Here is a 16,063-nt window from a genome sequence, read left to right as displayed (position 1 = left end):
GTCAGTTGGCGTGCAGCACGGCGTTGAGCGAGATGCCCTCGCCCGTGCGGGGCACCGCCTCGACGGCGCCGCTGACGGAGTTGCGGCGGAACAGCACCCCGGAGGTGCCGGAGAGCTCGGCCGCCTTGACCACCGCGGGCTCCGCACCGGTCTCGTGGACGGCGAGCTTGGTGCCGGCCGTGACGTAGCAGCCCGCCTCGACCACGCAGTCGTCGCCGAGCGAGATGCCGATGCCGGCGTTGGCGCCGAGCAGGCAGCGCTCGCCGAGGCTGATGACCTGGGTGCCGCCGCCCGAGAGCGTGCCCATGATCGAGGCACCGCCACCGACGTCGGTGCCGTCGCCGACCACGACGCCGGCGCTGATCCGGCCCTCGACCATCGAGGCGCCCAGCGTGCCGGCGTTGAAGTTCACGAAGCCCTCGTGCATCACCGTGGTGCCGCTGGCGAGGTGGGCGCCGAGGCGCACGCGGTCGGCGTCGGCGACGCGGACGCCGCTCGGGACGACGTAGTCGGTCATGCGGGGAAACTTGTCGACCCCGAGGACCTGGACCGGCCCGCGGGCGCGCAGCCCGAGGCGTACCTCCTCGAAGTCGGCCACCGCGCACGGCCCGGCGCTGGTCCACACGACGTTGGCGAGCAGGCCGAAGACGCCGTCGAGGTTCTGCCCGTGGGGCTTGACCAGGCGGTGGGAGAGCAGGTGCAGGCGCAGGTAGACGTCGCTGGCGTCGGCCGGCGGCTGCGACAGGTCGGCCTCGACGGTCACGACCTCCGTGCGCACGCGGCGTACGGCGTCGTCGCCGGCGAGGGCGGCGAGACCCTCGGGCACCTCCGCCGACGCGTCGCGCCCGCCGAGCCGGGGGCTCGGGAACCAGGTGTCGAGCACGGTGCCGTCGGCGGCCACCGTGGCCAGGCCGTGGCCCCAGGCGAGGGAGTCGCCAGGGGTGTCGTCGGGCTGGTCGGCGCTGGGCGTGGTCGACATGCGGGTCAGGTTATCGGGCGCCGCCCACCTCCGAGGCCCGCAGGCTGGTCGAGCCGCGGGACCCGGTGGGGCGCCCGCCGTACCGCGGGTGCGGGGGTCTCGCGGTCCTCGCCCGGGGGCCAGGACACCTCGACCGGCCAGGGCGTCGCCCGGTGGTCCGCTGGGACCCCGGGGCTCCCAACCTCGAACCAACCGTGCCGACCTAGCGTGAGCGCCGTCACAGCCCTGACGAGCGCTGGCCCGACCCAACAGGAGTGGTAGCCGACATGACGAAGATCAACCTCACCGTCGACGGGGACAAGGTCTCCGACGACGTCGAGCCCCGCATGCTGCTGGTGCAGTACCTGCGCGAGAAGCTCGGCAAGACCGGCACCGTGATCGGGTGCGACACCAGCAACTGCGGTGCCTGCACCGTCCACCTCGACGGACGCAGCGTGAAGTCGTGCAACGTGCTGGCGGTGCAGGCCGACGGCGCCGAGGTCACCACCATCGAGGGGCTCGCCGAGGGCGGTCAGCTGCACCCGGTGCAGGAGGCCTTCCGCGAGTGCCACGCGCTCCAGTGCGGCTTCTGCACCCCCGGCATGATCATGCAGTCCGTCGACCTGCTGAAGAGCAACCCCGACCCCTCCGAGCAGGAGATTCGCGAGGGCATCGAGGGCAACCTGTGCCGCTGCACGGGCTACCACAACATCGTGCGCGCCGTGCAGACGGCGGCCCAGGGCGGCGTGAGCACCGCCGAGGACGGCGCCCCGGGCGCCAACGCCGAGACCGAGAAGGTGGAGGTCTGACATGACCGCCGTGCAGGAGCCGAGCACCGAGACCGCCCGCGAGATCGGCCGCGACCGCCGCCGCAAGGAGGACCAGCGCCTCATCACCGGGCGCACCCGCTGGACCGACAACATCCAGCTCCACGGGATGCTGCACCTGGCGATGGTGCGCAGCCCGTTCGCCCACGCGAAGATCACCTCGATCGACACCTCGGAGGCCGAGAACGCCCCCAACGTCGTCGCCGTCTACACCGGCGCCGACCTCGACGAGTCGGCCGGTGCGCTCATCAACGCCTGGCCGATCACCCCCGACCAGGTCACCCCGCCGCACCTGCCGCTGCCCGCCGACCGCGTCAGCTTCGCCGGCGAGGCGGTGGCCGTGGTGGTGGCCCGCTCGGCCGCCGAGGCCCGTGACGCCGCCGAGCTCGTCGATGTCGACTACGAGGAGCTGCCCGCCGCGCTCGACCTCAAGGAAGCCGCGGCCGACACGGTGCTCGCGCACCCCGACCTCGGCACCAACAAGAGCGCGCTGTGGGTCTTCGACTCCAAGGAGGCCGGCACCGGCGGCGACGTCGAGGAGGCCATCGCCAAGGCCCGCGAGAGCGGCGTCGTGGTGGAGCGCGAGTTCCGCCAGCAGCGGCTCATCCCCGCGTTCATGGAGCCGCGCTCGGTCGTGGTCGACCCGACCGGCGAGCAGATGACGATGTGGTCGGCGACCCAGATCCCGCACATCCTGCGCTTCGCCCTCGCCGCCACCACCGGCGTCCCGGAGTCCAAGATCCGCGTCATCGCCCCTGACGTGGGCGGCGGCTTCGGCGGCAAGCTCCAGGTCACCCCCGAGGAGTGGTGCGCCTGGTGGATCGCCCGCCAGCTGCACAAGCCGATCAAGTACACCGAGACCCGCTCGGAGTCGCTGATGGCGGCGCACCACGGCCGCGACCAGTGGCAGAAGCTGACGCTGGCCGCCGAGAAGGACGGCACCGTCACCGGCCTCAAGGTCGAGCTGCTGGCCGACCTCGGCTCGCACGTCGCGATCGTCGGCGGCGGCGTACCGGTGCTGGGCGCGTTCATGTTCAACGCGATCTACAAGTTCCCGGCCTACCACTTCGCCTGCCAGACGGTGCTGACCAACAAGACCTGGACCGACGCCTACCGCGGCGCCGGTCGTCCGGAGGCCACGTTCGGGATCGAGCGGATGATGGACGAGCTCGCCCTCGAGCTGGGCCGCGAGCCGCTCGAGCTGCGCGAGCAGAACTGGATCAAGCACGAGGAGTTCCCGTTCACCACGGTGGCGGGGCTCGAGTACGACTCGGGCAACTACGAGGCCGCGACGGCCAAGGCCAAGGAGCTCTTCGGCTACGACGAGCTCCGCGCCGAGCAGCAGCGCCGCCGCGACGCGGGCGACCCGGTCCAGCTCGGCATCGGCATCTCGACCTTCACCGAGATGTGCGGCCTGGCGCCCAGCCGGGTGCTCGGCTCGCTCGACTACGGCGCCGGCGGCTGGGAGCACGCGAGCGTGCGCATGCTGGCCACCGGCAAGGTCGAGATCGTCACCGGTGCCAGCGCCCACGGCCAGGGCCACGAGACGGCGTTCAGCCAGATCGTCGCCGACCGCCTGGGCGTGCCGTTCGAGGACGTCGAGGTGCTGCACGGCGACACCCAGATCGCCTCGAAGGGCCTCGACACCTACGGCTCGCGCTCGCTGGTCGTCGGCGGCGAGGCGCTGGTCAAGGCGACCGACAAGGTGATCGAGAAGGCCAAGCCGATCGCGGCGCACCTGCTCGAGGCCGACGTCGCCGACATCGAGTTCTCCGCCGGTCGCTTCGGCGTGCGGGGCACCGACCAGGGCCTCGGCATCGCCGAGGTCGCGCTGGCGACCTTCGCGGCGCACAACCTGCCCGACGGCGTGGAGCCCTCGCTCGACAGCGACGCGACCTTCGACCCGATCAACTTCAACTACCCGCACGGCACCCACCTGTGCGCGATGGAGGTCGACACCGAGACCGGCCAGGTCAAGATGCGCAAGTACACCTGCGTCGACGACATCGGCAACGTCATCAACCCGCTGATCGTCTCCGGGCAGGTGCACGGTGGTCTCGCACAGGGCATCGCGCAGGCGCTGTTCGAGGAGGCGGTGCACGACGAGTCGGGCACGCTCGTCTCGGCGAGCTTCGTCGACTACCTGGTGCCGACCGCGGCTGACCTGATCAGCTTCGACGTCGACCACACCACGACGCCGTCGCTGACCAACACGCTCGGCACCAAGGGGGTCGGCGAGGCCGGCACCATCGCCTCCACCCCGGCCGTGGTCAACGCGGTGCTCGACGCGATCCGGCAGTTCGGCGTCACGGACATCCAGATGCCGTGCACCCCCGAGCGCGTCTGGAAGGCGATCCAGCAGGGCACCGCGGGTGCCACGGAGGACACCACCGGGGCGGCCGCCGCCCACTTCGACCCCGCCACCGACGGCGCGGGTCAGTCCAACATCGCCGACGGCACCGAAGGAGCAGGGCAGTGATCCCCACCCAGTTCGACTACGTGGCGCCGGGCTCGGTCGACGAGGCCCTCGCGGCCCTGGCCCAGCACGGCGACGACGCCAAGGTGCTGGCCGGCGGCCAGTCGCTGCTGCCGGTGCTGCGGATGCGGCTCAACGCCCCCGAGGTGGTGATCGACCTCAACAAGATCAGCTCGCTGCGCGAGATCCGCGACGAGGGCGACACGATCCTCGTGGGCGCGATGGCGACGTACCAGTCGATCCTCGACGACGCCGGCATCGAGGGCTCGCTGCGGCTGCTGCACCAGGCGATCAGCCAGGTCGCCGACCCGCAGATCCGCCACCGGGGCACCCTCGGCGGGGCCCTGGTGCACGCCGACCCGGCGGGCGACTGCGGGGCACCGACGCTCGCCCTCGAGGCCGACCTGGTGATCCAGGGCCCCTCGGGGGAGCGCACGGTGCCGGCGACGGAGTTCTTCGAGGACCTCTTCACCACCGCGGTGGGCGACGACGAGCTGCTCACCGGCATCCGCTTCCGCAAGCACGAGGGCTGGGGCTCGCACTACGAGAAGTTCGTGCGGGTCGCGCACCAGTGGCCGATCGTGTCGGTCGCCGCGGCGGTCGAGCTCGACGGCGGCACCATCAGCGAGGCGCGCATCGGCCTGGTCAACATGGGGAGCACCCCGCTGCGCGCGTCGGCCACCGAGCAGGCCCTCGTGGGGGCCTCGGCGACGGCTGACGGCGTCGCCGAGGCCTGCGCGCTGGCGGCCGAGGGCACCAACCCGCCCTCCGACCTCAACGGCGACGCCGACTACCGCCGGCACCTGGCCACCGTGCTGACCAAGCGGGCGGTGCTCAAGGCAGCGGGGAGCTGATGGACCTCACCCACGAGTTCACCGTCCCCGCCGGGGTCGAGGAGACCTGGGCGACGCTCAACGACATCGGCGGGGTGGCCGAGTGCTTCCCCGGCGCCCAGGTGACCTCCGTCGAGGGCGACACCTTCAACGGCACCGTCAAGGTCAAGCTGGGCCCGATCGCCCTCGTCTACAACGGCACCGGCACCTTCACCGAGAAGGACGAGTCGGCGCGGCGGATGGTCGTCGACGCCAAGGGCAAGGACAAGCGCGGCAACGGCACCGCCGGCGCCCACGTCACCGTGTCGATGTCCGAGGAGTCCGGCAGCACCCGGGTGACGGTGGTGACCGACCTCAACATCACCGGCAAGCCGGCGCAGTTCGGCCGCGGGGTGATCCAGGACGTCAGCGACAAGCTGCTCGGGCAGTTCACGTCGTGCCTGGAGACCAAGGTCGGCTCGGCCGAGGCCGAGGCCGAGGCCGAGGCGGCTCCGGCCGACGACCCGACGCCGCTGGCGACCGCGGCGGCGGGCGCGGTCGACCCCGGGGCGCCGGAGTCGGCCGCCGACGGGCCGGTTCCGGACCCGAAGGCCCCGGGCGGTCCGGCCGAGTCGCGGCCGCGACCCCACGTCGTACCGCCGCCGGCGTCCTCGACGGGCTCCGACGGCGACGACGCGCTCGACCTGGGGGCCACCGTGCTCCCGATCCTGGCCAAGGCGTACTGGAAGCAGATCGCCGGTGCGGTGCTCGCGCTGCTCGTGCTGCGGCGCCTGCTCGGACGGCGCTGAACCGGTCGACGTACGACGCGGGAGTGTCGGGCTGCGGCCTGACACTCCCGTTCGTGCGTCGATCTGGGTAGGTTGTCGCGAGCGGCAGCACGATCGGGCCCTGACTCGGAAGGAGACGCGGCGTGGCGGATGAGCGGACGTCGCGCGGCGGAGGCCGTCGCGGACGCAAGCACGTCCTCGTGCGCGAGTACGTCAGGTCGGTGATCGTCAACGCCGAGCCCGGCACCCCGGCGCCGTCCGAGCGTGACCTCGCCGAGCAGTTCGGGGTCGCCCGCATGACGGTGCGCCACGCCATCGACGCCCTCGTGGCGCAGGGCCTGCTGGAGCGGGTGGCCGGTCGCGGCACCTTCGTGACCAAGCCGCTCATCGACATGCAGATGCGGCTGTCGGCCTACACCGAGGAGATGGAGCGCCGGGGCAAGCGTCCCGAGTCCAAGACCCTGCTCGCACGGCGCGAGAGCGCCGGCCCCGGCGTCGCCCGCGCGCTGGAGATCGAGGAGGGCTCGCCGATCGTCCACTGGCAGCGGATGCGCCTGGCCGACGGCGTGCCGATGGCGATCCAGCACGTCTACCTCTCGCTCGACCTGTTTCCGACGTTCCTCGACGAGGCGCTCCCCAGCAGCCTCTACATGTGGTTCGCGATGCGCGACCTGATGCCGACCTGGGGCGAGGACAGCGTCAACGCCGGCCTCGCGACCGGCGACGAGGCACAGCACCTCGACCTCGACCCCGGCTCACCGGTGCTGCACATCTCGCGGCGTGCTTTCTGCCGCGAGAACGTCGTCGAGGTCACCCGCTCGGTCTACCGCGCCGACCGCTACACCCTGTGGGTGCCGGTGCTGCGGCCCGAGCACCTGCGCTAGCGCCTCAGCGGTCGGGCCAGGGGCCCGAGGGCAGGTCGCCCACCGGGGCGACCGGCACGCCGGCGACCTCGCACACCCAGGTGGGATCGGGGCCGCCCAGGTCGGGCTGCACGTGCACGGCGTGCGGGTCGTCGTGGTCGCACCACTGGCACAGCGGCCAGCGGCCGCGGGCGTCGAGCAGCGCGTCCTGCACGTCCTGGGCGACCAGGCCGGTCACGAAGTCCTTGCCCTCCGCCCACTGCTCCAGCCACCACCCGCGGTCGGCCACGGCGGCCTCCAGCAGGGAGACGGTCTCGGCGTCGGCGACGCCGGTCGTCTCGAGGTCGCGCAACACCAGCGCGCGTGCACGGTAGACGGGGTCCTCGGATGACACGATGACCATTGTGACCCCCGCGCAGGCAGACCTCACCGTGGTCGTGACGCGCACCCGCGACGTGGCCGCCGCACAGGCGGGTGGAGCCGACCGGTTGCTGCTCACCGCGCGGCCCACCGAGGGCCACGTCGGGCCCGAGCCCGCGCTGGTCTCCGCGGTCACCCGCGAGACCGACCTGCCGGTGCTCGTGGTGCTGCGCAACGACGAGCTGCCCTTCCACCGACTGGCGATCCTGGGCCAGACCTACGTCGAGCTGGGCGCCCGCGGGCTGGTCTTCGGCTACCTCGACCGCGACCTCGAGGTCGACATCGAGCCCACGGCCGAGCTCGCGGCCGACCTCGGCGTGCCGTGGTGGTTCCGGGGGATCGACGACACCCTGGCGCCGGACCGCTCCTGGCGCCGCCTGCGCGCCCTGCCGCACCTCGAGGGCGTGCCCACCGCCGGCTCGACCCGCGGGCTGACCCACGGCGTCGACGAGGTGTGCGCCCGGCTCGAGAGCGACATCGGGTGGAGCGACCTCGTGGTCGCGGCGGGCGGCCTCACGCCCGAGGTGGTGCCGTGGCTGGCGCGCAGCGGCGTACGACGCTTCGCGCTCGGGTCGGCGGCGCGGGCCGGGTCGTCGTGGGCGCGCGGCGACGTCGACGCCGACCGCGTGCGCACCTGGCGGATGCTCGTCGACGACGCGGTCGACCGCGCGATCGGCGTCCCGCTCTGAGTCGTGTGCCTGAGAGGGCGCTCTGGCGCCCTCTCAGCCTCACGACCCGCTGTAGGTGCGCAGCCAGACCGTCGAGTCTGCGTCGCGCAGCTGGTCGAGGGCGGCCTCGGGCAGGGCCTCGGCGGTGTCGGTGACGACGTAGCCGAGCTCGCCGCGGGTGGCGAGGTACTGCGCCGTCACGTTGGAGCGCAGGTCGGCGAGCACCTGGTTGACCTCCGCCAGCACGCCCGGGACGTTGCGGTGCAGCAGCGCGACCCGCGAGCCCTCGGTCAGCGGGGGCGCGGCGACGGTCGGCAGGTTGACCGACAGCTCGGTGCTGGCCTCACCGAGGAACCGGCTGAGCTTGCCGGCCACGAAGAAGCCGATCTCCTCCTGCGCCTCCTGCGTCGAGCCGCCCACGTGCGGGGTGAGGATGACGTTGGGCAGCCCGCGCAGCGCCGACTCGAACGGGTCGCCCTGCGCCTTCGGCTCGACCGGGAACACGTCGAGCGCGGCGCCGGCGATGTGGCCCGAGAGGATGTTGTCGCGCAGCGCGACGTCGTCGACGATCATGCCGCGGGCGGCGTTGATGAACAGCGAGCGCGGCTTCATCTGGGCGAACTGCTCGGCGCCGAAGAAGCCGGCGTTGCCCGGTCGACCGTCGACGTGCAGCGAGACGACGTCGGCCTCGGCCAGCAACGCCTCCAGGCTCGGCATGCGTCGGGCGTTGCCGTGGGCCAGCCGGTCGGCGACGTCGAAGAAGACCACCCGCAGGCCCATCGACTCGGCCAGGTTGGACAGCTGGGTGCCGATGTTGCCGTAGCCGACGATGCCGAGCGTGCGGCCACGGATCTCGTGGCTGCCCGCGGCCGACTTGTCCCAGACGCCGTCGTGCATCTTGCCGGTCTTCTCGGTGAGCCGTCGGGCCAGCGCGATGATCTCGGCGATCACCAGCTCGACCACGCTGCGCGTGTTGGAGTACGGCGCGTTGAACGCCGCGACGCCACGCGCCGTGCAGGCCGCGAGGTCGATCTGGTTGGTGCCGATGCAGAACGCCCCGACCGCCTTGAGGTCGGGCGCGCTGTCGAACACCCGCTCGGTGAGGTTGGTGTTGGAGCGCAGCCCCAGCATCGTCATCCCCCGGACGGCCTCGACCAGGTCGTCCTCCGACAGGCTCGTCGACCGGGTGTGCACGATGACGCCGTGGCGCTCGAACACCTCCGTCGCGGCGGGGTGGATGTTCTCCAGCAGCAGGACCTCGGGCTTGCTCACTCGTCCCAGGGTACGGCTGTTGCGTCCTGCGCCTCGACCGGTCCGGTGGGTGGGCTGCTGATTACCCGCTCAGGCGGACAATCGGTGACTCCGTGGCCGCGGCGACAGTCACGAAGTCACTGAAAAGGTGTCCCAGTCCGGTGCAGCCGTCTGGTTGGGTCGGGGGATGGACGTGACGGTCAGGGCGGCGCGGGTCGAGGACGCGGCGGCGGTCGCGCGGGCGCAGGCGGCGGCGTGGCGCGAGGCGTACGCCGGCCTGATGGACCCGGCGTACCTGGCGGGCATGGACGTCGACCGTGCGACCGAGCGCTGGGCCGAGCTGCTCGGCACACCCGCCGACGGCGTGCGCGCGTACGTCGCGTCGTACGGCGGCGAGGTCGTCGGTTTCGCCTCGGCCGGTCCGTCGCGCGACGACGAGCGGGTGTGCGACCTGGAGCTGTACGCCGTCAACGTGCGGCCGGACGCGTGGGGAGCCGGCGCGGGTACGGCGCTGCTCAGCGCGGTGCTGGAGCCGGGCCCCTGTGGGCTGTGGGTCGTGGTCGGCAACGACCGCGCGATCGGCTTCTACGAGCGCCGCGGTTTCGTCGCCGACGGTGCCACCCAGGACGACGTACGCCTGGGGGTCACCGAGCAGCGGATGGTGCGCGAGGGATGACTGGACGACATTCCTGGTGACTTAGTGGCTGTTGCAACAGTCACCACGTCACCGATTACCCGCCTGAGCGGGTAATCGGGGGGCGTCACAGGTCGTCGGCGTCGACGATCCGGTAGGCGTAGCCCTGCTCGGCGAGGAAGCGCTGGCGGTTCTGGGCGAAGTCGGCGTCGACGGTGTCGCGGGAGACCACGGTGTAGAAATGGGCCGTCGTGCGCTCGGACTTGGGGCGGAGCAGGCGACCGAGGCGCTGGGCCTCCTCCTGCCGGGAGCCGAAGGAGCCGCTGACCTGGATCGCGACGGCGGCCTCGGGCAGGTCGACGGAGAAGTTGGCGACCTTGGACACCACGAGCAGGTCGATCTCGCCGGTGCGGAACGCCTGGAAGAGACGCTCGCGCTCCCTGACCGTGGTCTTGCCCTGGATCACGGGGGCGTCGAGGGCGGCGGCGAGCTCGTCGAGCTGGCCGAGGTACTGCCCGATGACCAGCGTCGGCTCACCAGGATGGCGAGCGACGATCTCCTGGGCCACGCGCGTCTTCTCGTGCGTGCAGGAGGCGAGCCGGTAGCGCTCCTCGGGGTCGGCGGTGGCGTAGGCGATCCGCTCGCCCTCCGGCAGCGTCACCCGCACCTCGACGCAGTCGGCGGGGGCGATGTAGCCCTGCGCCTCGATGTCCTTCCACGGGGCGTCGTAGCGCTTGGGCCCGATCAGGCTGAAGACGTCGCCCTCGCGACCGTCCTCGCGCACGAGCGTCGCGGTCAGCCCGACGCGACGCCGCGCCTGCAGGTCGGCGGTCATGCGGAAGATCGGCGCCGGCAGCAGGTGCACCTCGTCGTAGACGATGAGGCCCCAGTCGCGGGCGTCGAGCAGCTCGAGGTGGGGGTAGACGCCCTTCCGCTTCATCGTCAGCACCTGGTACGTCGCGATGGTGACGGGCCGCACCTCCTTGCGGGCGCCGGAGTACTCGCCGATCTCGTCCTCGGTCAGCGAGGTGCGCTTGATCAGCTCGTGCTTCCACTGCCGGGCCGAGACGGTGTTGGTGACGAGGATCAGCGTGGTCGCCTTGGCGTGCGCCATCGCGGCCGCGCCGACGAGCGTCTTGCCGGCGCCGCAGGGGAGCACCACGACGCCGGAGCCGCCGTGCCAGAAGCTCTCGGCGGCCTCCTTCTGGTAGGGCCGCAGCTCCCAGCCGCTCTCCTCGAGGTCGATGGCGTGGGCCTCGCCGTCGACGTAGCCCGCGTGGTCCTCGGCGGGCCAGCCGAGCTTGAGCAGCGCCTGCTTGAGGTTGCCGCGCTCGCTGGGGTGCACCACGACGGAGTCGCCCTCGAGCCGCTCGCCGAGCATGCCGGCGACCTTCTTGGAGCGCACCACCTCCTCGAAGACCGCGTGGTCGGTGGCGGAGAGCACCAGGCCGTGGGTGGGGTGCTCGTCGAGGGTGAGCCGGCCGTAGCGGTCCATCGTCTCGGCGACGTCGACCAGCAGGGCGTGGGGGACGGCGTAGCGGCTGAAGGTCAGCAGCACGTCGACGACCTGCTCGGCGTCGTGGCCGGCGGCGCGGGCGTTCCACAGCCCGAGCGGCGTGAGCCGGTAGGTGTGGATGTGCTCGGGGGAGCGCTCGAGCTCGGCGAAGGGGGCGATCGCCGCCCGGGCAGCCGCCGCCTGCTCGTGGTCGACCTCGAGCAGCAGGGTCTTGTCGGACTGGACGATGAGCGGGCCGTCGTTCACAACCGGCCAGCCTACGGAGGACCGCCAACAGGGTGGGTCAGACGGTGTCGCGCGGCGCCCAGGCGAGGGCGAGGCGGCGTACGAGCTCACGCAGCCGGTCGGGGCTGGTGGCGAGGTTGAGCCGCACGTGGCCGTCGAGGCCGGGGTGGTAGTCGTGCCCTGGCGCCAGCCGCACGCCGTGCTTTAGCGCGGTCAGCGTCGGGTCGGCCTGGCCGCTGCGTCGTACGTCGAGCCAGGCGAGGTACGTCGCCTCGAGCGGGCGCATCCGCACCTGCGGCAGCTGCTCGACGAGCAGCTCGGCCAGCAGGGTGCGCTGGGCGTCGAGGCGGGCGAGGAGGGCGTCGAGCCAGGCGTCGCCCTCGGAGTACGCCGCCACGGCCGCGACCACGCCCAGCGGCGACCACGAGTCGTTGCGCGGCATCGGGACGCCGGCGACCCGCTCGGCCGTCACCCGGTCGCCGGCGACGATCTGGGCGCACCGCAGCCCCGCGGTGTTGAAGGCCTTGCTGGCCGCCACGACGGCGACGGCGTGGTCGGCGGTGCCGTCGAGCGACAGGTAGGGCACGTGCTCGGCGCCGGGCAGCACGAGCGGGGCGTGGATCTCGTCGCTGACCACCCGGGCGCCGTGGCGCACCACGACGTCGCGCAGGCCCTCGAGCTCGGCGCGGGTGAAGGCCCGGCCCCACGGGTTGTGCGGCTGCGTCAGCAGCACGGTGCGCGCGCCCTGGGCGAGCAGGTCGTCGAGCGCGTCGAGGTCGATCGCCGCGTGCGGGGCGTCGGGGGAGAGCACCAGGTCGACGCGCCGGCGCCCGGTGAGCGGCACGACGTCGAGCTGTGGCGGGTACGCCGGCACCGGCACCACCACCGGGCCGGGGTCGCTCAGCACGTCGAGGGCGACGCGGATGCCGGCCGTCACGTCGCTGACCGGCCGCACCAGACCGGGGTCGACCTCCCAGCCGAACCGCCGCGCGGCGAATCCGGCGTACGCCGCCCCCAGCCCGGGCTCGTCGTCGAGGACGGGGTAGCCGGTGACCCCGTCGGTGACCGCGCGCACGAGCGCCTCGTGCACGACGGGGGCCAGGGCGTAGTCCATCTCGGCCACCCACGCGGGGATCACGCCCTCGGGCGTGGTGCCCCACTTGAGCACCAGGGCGCGCCGGGCCTCGTCGTCGCTCAGGTCCCGGATCGCGGTCATGCCGTCCAGCGTGGCAGGAGCCTCAACGCGTGGCGAGGGTGGCGGCGGTGATGCGGTGCAGCGCGAACGAACGCTCGACCTCGCTGCGCTCGTCGTACGCCGTCAGCCGGCCCCCCTCGACGCGGCGCGGCACCACGACGCGCTCGCCGACGGTGCCGTCGTCGCCGACGTAGCCGATCACGACGCGGCCGGAGCCGTCGGCGCCCTCGAGGTGCTCGCGCAGCAGCGCGATGACCTCGGTGGGTCCGACGGCGGTGCGGGCTCGGTCGCCGCGGCTGCGCGCGGCCCGGTCACCGGCCCTGATCGCGGTCACGACGGCGCTGCTGTGAGCGGCGGCGCGGGCGGAGGCGGGCGCGCGGGTGCCACGGGCGGCCCGGGCCCGGTAGACGTCGGGGCGGGCGACGCGGACGGTGCCGTCGGCCGCCTCGACGACGGGGGCGACGCCGAGGTCGCGCAGGCGCGGCAGCAGCGTGGCGAGGGGTACGTCGCTGACCACCACGGTCGGCGCGATGCGTCGCAGCCGCAGCGACTCTGCGCCGGGGGCGTTGACGAGCTCGGCCAGCGCGGTCTCGTCGTCGCTGCGCAGGAACGACTCGGCGACGCCGGCGCGCACCGTGCCGAAGCGGCGCGAGACGTCGTCGACCAGGTAGGTCAGCGCCTGCGGCAGCGGGGTGCGGGAGACCTCCTGGAGGAAGGCGTGCACCTCGCCGGCCGACCACCCGGCGTCGAAGGCGCGGCGCACCGAGCCGGCCGCGAAGCGGTAGACCGTGGCCCCGCCGCGTGACTCGACGTCGGCCACCATCGCCAGCCTGCGCGCGACCTCGGCCTCGAGCGGGCCCGGGGCGATCGCCGTCAGGTCGGCCTGCACCAGCACGTGGTCGACGGCGCGTGGCAGGAGCGGGCCGAGGGTCTTGGCCGCCGTGCCGCCGGTGGGGTCCTGCAGCAGCGCGCGGGTCGCCCCGGGAGCGCCCTCGAGCGCGAGCACGCCGAGCTGCGCGGCCTGGGCGAGCAGCGGACCCACCTGCTCCCAGCGCGAGGCCGGCCGCCGCGGACGGCGCCAGCGCAGCCGTCGCACGAGGGACGCGGCACCGGTGGTGCTGGCCAGCACCTCGCCCTCGGGCAGCGCCACCACCTCGGCGAGGAGGTCGTGGCGCAGGTCGCGCAGCCACGCCCGCTCGAGGTCGGGCGCGAGCGCGTTGACCGGCTTGTCGGCGACGCGGGTGCCGACGAGCGCGACCAGCCGGGGGCTGTCGAGCCAGGCGCGCACCAGCGTCACCCACTGCTCGGCGACCGGCTTGCCCTGCCAGGCGTCGAAGGCCTCGGTGGGCAGCCAGGCGGCGTCGACGTCGTCGGTCATGCCGGTGGCGAGCAGGCCCGCACCGGCCGCGGTCTCGATGACCAGCGCCGCCTCGGCCGGCTCGAGCTGGAGCAGGTCGGCGGCGGCCTTGAGGTCGCGCACGGACAGGCCGCCGGTGCGGAGCGCGGCGGGCGGGGTGGAGCCCCACAGGTCGAGCAGCAGCTCGGTGCGGCGCACGACCTCGAACGCGGCGCCGGCGGCGGCGCGGTCGACCAGCCCCTGGTCGCGCGCACTGGTCGCCGGAGCGGGCGGGACGTCGAGCGGCGGGCCGCCGGCCCGCACGGCGACCCGCACCGACCAGGGCACGGTCACGTGGCGCTCGTCGGTGCGGACGAGCAGGCCGGTCCGGACGAGGTCGGCGGTGGGGCCGGGCGCGCCGCTCCACCGGCCCTCGGCGCCCTCGGTGACGAGGGTGTCGAGCACCGCCCGGGCGCGGTCGTCGAGCCCGTTCAGGTCAGGCTCGGGCGGGCCGTCGGGCAGCCGCAGCAGCTCGGCCACGGCGGTCACGGGCCGCAGCGGCTCGCCCCAGGCCAGCGCCAGCTCGGCGAGGCGGCGCAGGGCGGCCTCGACGGACTCGGGTCCGGACGGCAGCGCGTGCGGGTCGGTCTGCTGCACCAGCGCCTGCAGCACCGCGAGCTCGAGGGAGTCGAGCCGGTCGAGGGCCCGCAGCACCGACGTGCGGAGGACGACGCGGGCGGCGAGCTGGGCGGAGTCGTGCGGCGCGGGCGTCGCCAGGTCGGGACGGGCCTCGAGCAGCGCCGCCAGCCGGTCGTCGGGCCAGCCGCGCAGCTGGTCGGCGAGCGAGCGGGGGGCGGCGGTGGGCATCCGCACGAGTCTACGGCGGCGGCCCCGGTACGGCAGGATGCGGCGGGTGGGAGACCCGGTCGAGGAGGCGCTGGAGCTGCTGCTCGAGGGCGCCTCGCGGGCCCGCCTCGACGGGCTGCTCGCGGCCCTGCCCGCTCGGCAGCGCGACCTGCTGCTGCGCGTGCAGGACCAGATGCAGCGCCAGGCCGACCGCGAGGCCGAGCTCAGCGCGCTCTACGACACCGCCCGCGACCTCACCGCGATCCGCGACCTCGACGCGATCCTCACCGCCATCGTGCGGCGGGCCCGGCAGCTGCTCGGTGCCGACATGACCTACCTGTCGCTCAACGACGAGGACGAGGGGGCGTCGTACATGAAGGTGACGGACGGCGCGTTGACGGCGGAGTTCCGCCGGCTGCGGCTGCCGCTCGGCACCGGGCTCCTCGGGCTGGTCGCGCAGTCGGGGGCGCCGTACTTCACCGAGGACTACCAGTCCGACGCCCGCTTCCTGCACCGCGGGTACATCGACGACGCCGTCGCCGGAGAGCAGATCCGCGCGATCCTCGGCGTCCCGCTGGTCGTGGAGGGCGTCGTCATCGGGACGCTGCTGGCGGTGCACCGACGGGTGCGGCCGTTCCCGGTCGGCGAGGTCACGCTGCTGACGTCGTTCGCCGCCCACGCCGCGGTGGCGCTGGAGAACGCCCGGCTCTTCGCGCGCGCCCGCGAGGCCGTCGCGTCCGCGGACGCCGCGAGCGCGGCGCTGCGCACCCGCACCGAGGCGACCGAGCGGGCCGCGCAGGCCCACGACCGGCTCACCGACGTGCTGCTGCGGCGCGGCGGGGTCGACGACGTCGCCGAGGTGCTCACCGAGGTGCTCGGCGGCACCGTCTCGGTGCACGACGAGGCGCCCGACGGCCTCGGTGACGCCGCCGACCGGGCCCAGGCCTCGGGCCGGTGCGTGCGGGCCGACGACCGCTGGGTCGCCGTCGCCGCCGCGGGGGAGGACCGGCTCGGCGTGCTGGTGCTGCACCCCACGGGCGCGATGGACCTGCCCGAGCGCCGCACCCTCGAGCGCGGCGCCATGGTCACCGCCATGGTGCGGCTCTTCGACCGCAGCGCCGCCGAGGCCGAGAGCCGGGTGCGCGGCGAGCTGCTGCTCGACCTCGTGGCTGCCGGGCCGGCCGACCTCGCCCGGCTCCGCGAACGCGCCCGGCAGCGCGGTGCCCGGCTCGAGCCGCCGCTCGCGGT

At 73.7% G+C, this 16,063-nt stretch carries 14 protein-coding genes; 8 read left to right on the top strand and 6 right to left on the bottom strand.

Going from position 1 to position 16,063, the window contains the following annotated elements:
• Position 1 precedes the first annotated feature (1 nt).
• A complete protein-coding gene (gene dapD, locus ACYU8I_RS12720; protein WP_460841478.1) occupies positions 2 to 988 on the bottom strand; it encodes a 2,3,4,5-tetrahydropyridine-2,6-dicarboxylate N-succinyltransferase in 987 nt (328 codons plus the stop codon).
• Positions 989 to 1,245: 257 nt separating this feature from the next.
• Between dapD and ACYU8I_RS12715 the strand changes: the two genes are divergently transcribed.
• From ACYU8I_RS12715 to ACYU8I_RS12695, 5 genes are all read left to right on the top strand, one after another.
• Positions 1,246 to 1,767: a (2Fe-2S)-binding protein gene (locus tag ACYU8I_RS12715; RefSeq protein ID WP_460841337.1), complete on the top strand. Its 522-nt coding sequence runs from the start codon at positions 1,246 to 1,248 to the stop codon at positions 1,765 to 1,767.
• A 1-nt stretch (position 1,768) separates the two neighbouring features.
• Positions 1,769 to 4,264 carry a xanthine dehydrogenase family protein molybdopterin-binding subunit gene (locus ACYU8I_RS12710; protein ID WP_460841335.1) on the top strand — a complete coding sequence of 832 codons (2,496 nt, stop codon included), beginning with the start codon at positions 1,769 to 1,771 and terminating at the stop codon, positions 4,262 to 4,264.
• Entirely contained in the window at positions 4,261 to 5,115 is an 855-nt protein-coding gene (locus tag ACYU8I_RS12705; RefSeq protein WP_460841333.1) for an FAD binding domain-containing protein, read from the top strand. The genes ACYU8I_RS12710 and ACYU8I_RS12705 overlap by 4 nt, the downstream gene beginning before the upstream one ends.
• A complete protein-coding gene (locus tag ACYU8I_RS12700; protein WP_460841331.1) occupies positions 5,115 to 5,882 on the top strand; it encodes an SRPBCC family protein in 768 nt (255 codons plus the stop codon). The genes ACYU8I_RS12705 and ACYU8I_RS12700 overlap by 1 nt, the downstream gene beginning before the upstream one ends.
• A gap of 122 nt (positions 5,883 to 6,004) precedes the next feature.
• Positions 6,005 to 6,745: a GntR family transcriptional regulator gene (locus ACYU8I_RS12695; RefSeq protein ID WP_460841329.1), complete on the top strand. Its 741-nt coding sequence runs from the start codon at positions 6,005 to 6,007 to the stop codon at positions 6,743 to 6,745.
• Between the two features lie 4 nt (positions 6,746 to 6,749).
• On the opposite strand, the gene ACYU8I_RS12690 is transcribed toward ACYU8I_RS12695, so the two are convergent.
• Positions 6,750 to 7,118 (bottom strand): hypothetical protein, encoded by a 369-nt coding sequence (locus tag ACYU8I_RS12690; RefSeq protein WP_460841327.1) that lies wholly within the window; start codon positions 7,116 to 7,118, stop codon positions 6,750 to 6,752.
• A gap of 1 nt (position 7,119) precedes the next feature.
• On the opposite strand from ACYU8I_RS12690, the gene ACYU8I_RS12685 reads away from it, so the two are divergent.
• Entirely contained in the window at positions 7,120 to 7,833 is a 714-nt protein-coding gene (locus tag ACYU8I_RS12685) for a copper homeostasis protein CutC (RefSeq protein ID WP_460841324.1), read from the top strand.
• 39 nt (positions 7,834 to 7,872) lie between these two features.
• On the opposite strand, the gene serA is transcribed toward ACYU8I_RS12685, so the two are convergent.
• Entirely contained in the window at positions 7,873 to 9,084 is a 1,212-nt protein-coding gene (serA, locus tag ACYU8I_RS12680; protein ID WP_460841322.1) for a phosphoglycerate dehydrogenase, read from the bottom strand.
• A gap of 166 nt (positions 9,085 to 9,250) precedes the next feature.
• Between serA and ACYU8I_RS12675 the strand changes: the two genes are divergently transcribed.
• On the top strand, positions 9,251 to 9,739 hold the full coding sequence (locus ACYU8I_RS12675; protein ID WP_460841320.1) for a GNAT family N-acetyltransferase: 489 nt from the start codon (positions 9,251 to 9,253) through the stop codon (positions 9,737 to 9,739).
• Between the two features lie 85 nt (positions 9,740 to 9,824).
• Here ACYU8I_RS12675 and ACYU8I_RS12670 read toward each other — a convergent pair whose 3' ends face one another.
• Genes ACYU8I_RS12670 through ACYU8I_RS12660 form a run of 3 tightly spaced genes read right to left on the bottom strand, consistent with a single transcriptional unit; the run spans position 9,825 to position 14,836 of the window.
• Entirely contained in the window at positions 9,825 to 11,459 is a 1,635-nt protein-coding gene (locus tag ACYU8I_RS12670; RefSeq protein WP_460841317.1) for a DNA repair helicase XPB, read from the bottom strand.
• A 37-nt stretch (positions 11,460 to 11,496) separates the two neighbouring features.
• A complete protein-coding gene (locus ACYU8I_RS12665; protein WP_460841315.1) occupies positions 11,497 to 12,654 on the bottom strand; it encodes an aminotransferase class I/II-fold pyridoxal phosphate-dependent enzyme in 1,158 nt (385 codons plus the stop codon).
• 22 nt (positions 12,655 to 12,676) lie between these two features.
• Positions 12,677 to 14,836 carry a helicase-associated domain-containing protein gene (locus ACYU8I_RS12660; protein ID WP_460841313.1) on the bottom strand — a complete coding sequence of 720 codons (2,160 nt, stop codon included), beginning with the start codon at positions 14,834 to 14,836 and terminating at the stop codon, positions 12,677 to 12,679.
• Positions 14,837 to 14,882: 46 nt separating this feature from the next.
• Here ACYU8I_RS12660 and ACYU8I_RS12655 point away from each other — a divergent pair.
• On the top strand, positions 14,883 to 16,063 hold a 1,181-nt coding region (locus tag ACYU8I_RS12655), incomplete at its 3' end, for a GAF domain-containing protein (RefSeq protein ID WP_460841311.1).

It is taken from the genome of Nocardioides marmoraquaticus (assembly GCF_054777915.1).
The sequence above is the reverse complement of the archived record's forward strand: the minus strand, read 5'-3'. Positions and strand labels throughout refer to the sequence as shown.

Bases quoted from the DNA above. Each gene is read 5' to 3' on its own strand.
- ACYU8I_RS12685 (WP_460841324.1), top strand. From the start codon at position 7,120: ATGACCATTGTGACCCCCGCGCAGGCAGACCTCACCGTGGTCGTGACG.
- ACYU8I_RS12660 (WP_460841313.1), bottom strand. From the start codon at position 14,836: ATGCCCACCGCCGCCCCCCGCTCGCTCGCCGACCAGCTGCGCGGCTGG.
- ACYU8I_RS12700 (WP_460841331.1), top strand. From the start codon at position 5,115: ATGGACCTCACCCACGAGTTCACCGTCCCCGCCGGGGTCGAGGAGACC.
- ACYU8I_RS12665 (WP_460841315.1), bottom strand. From the start codon at position 12,654: ATGACCGCGATCCGGGACCTGAGCGACGACGAGGCCCGGCGCGCCCTG.
- ACYU8I_RS12675 (WP_460841320.1), top strand. From the start codon at position 9,251: ATGGACGTGACGGTCAGGGCGGCGCGGGTCGAGGACGCGGCGGCGGTC.
- ACYU8I_RS12715 (WP_460841337.1), top strand. From the start codon at position 1,246: ATGACGAAGATCAACCTCACCGTCGACGGGGACAAGGTCTCCGACGAC.
- ACYU8I_RS12710 (WP_460841335.1), top strand. From the start codon at position 1,769: ATGACCGCCGTGCAGGAGCCGAGCACCGAGACCGCCCGCGAGATCGGC.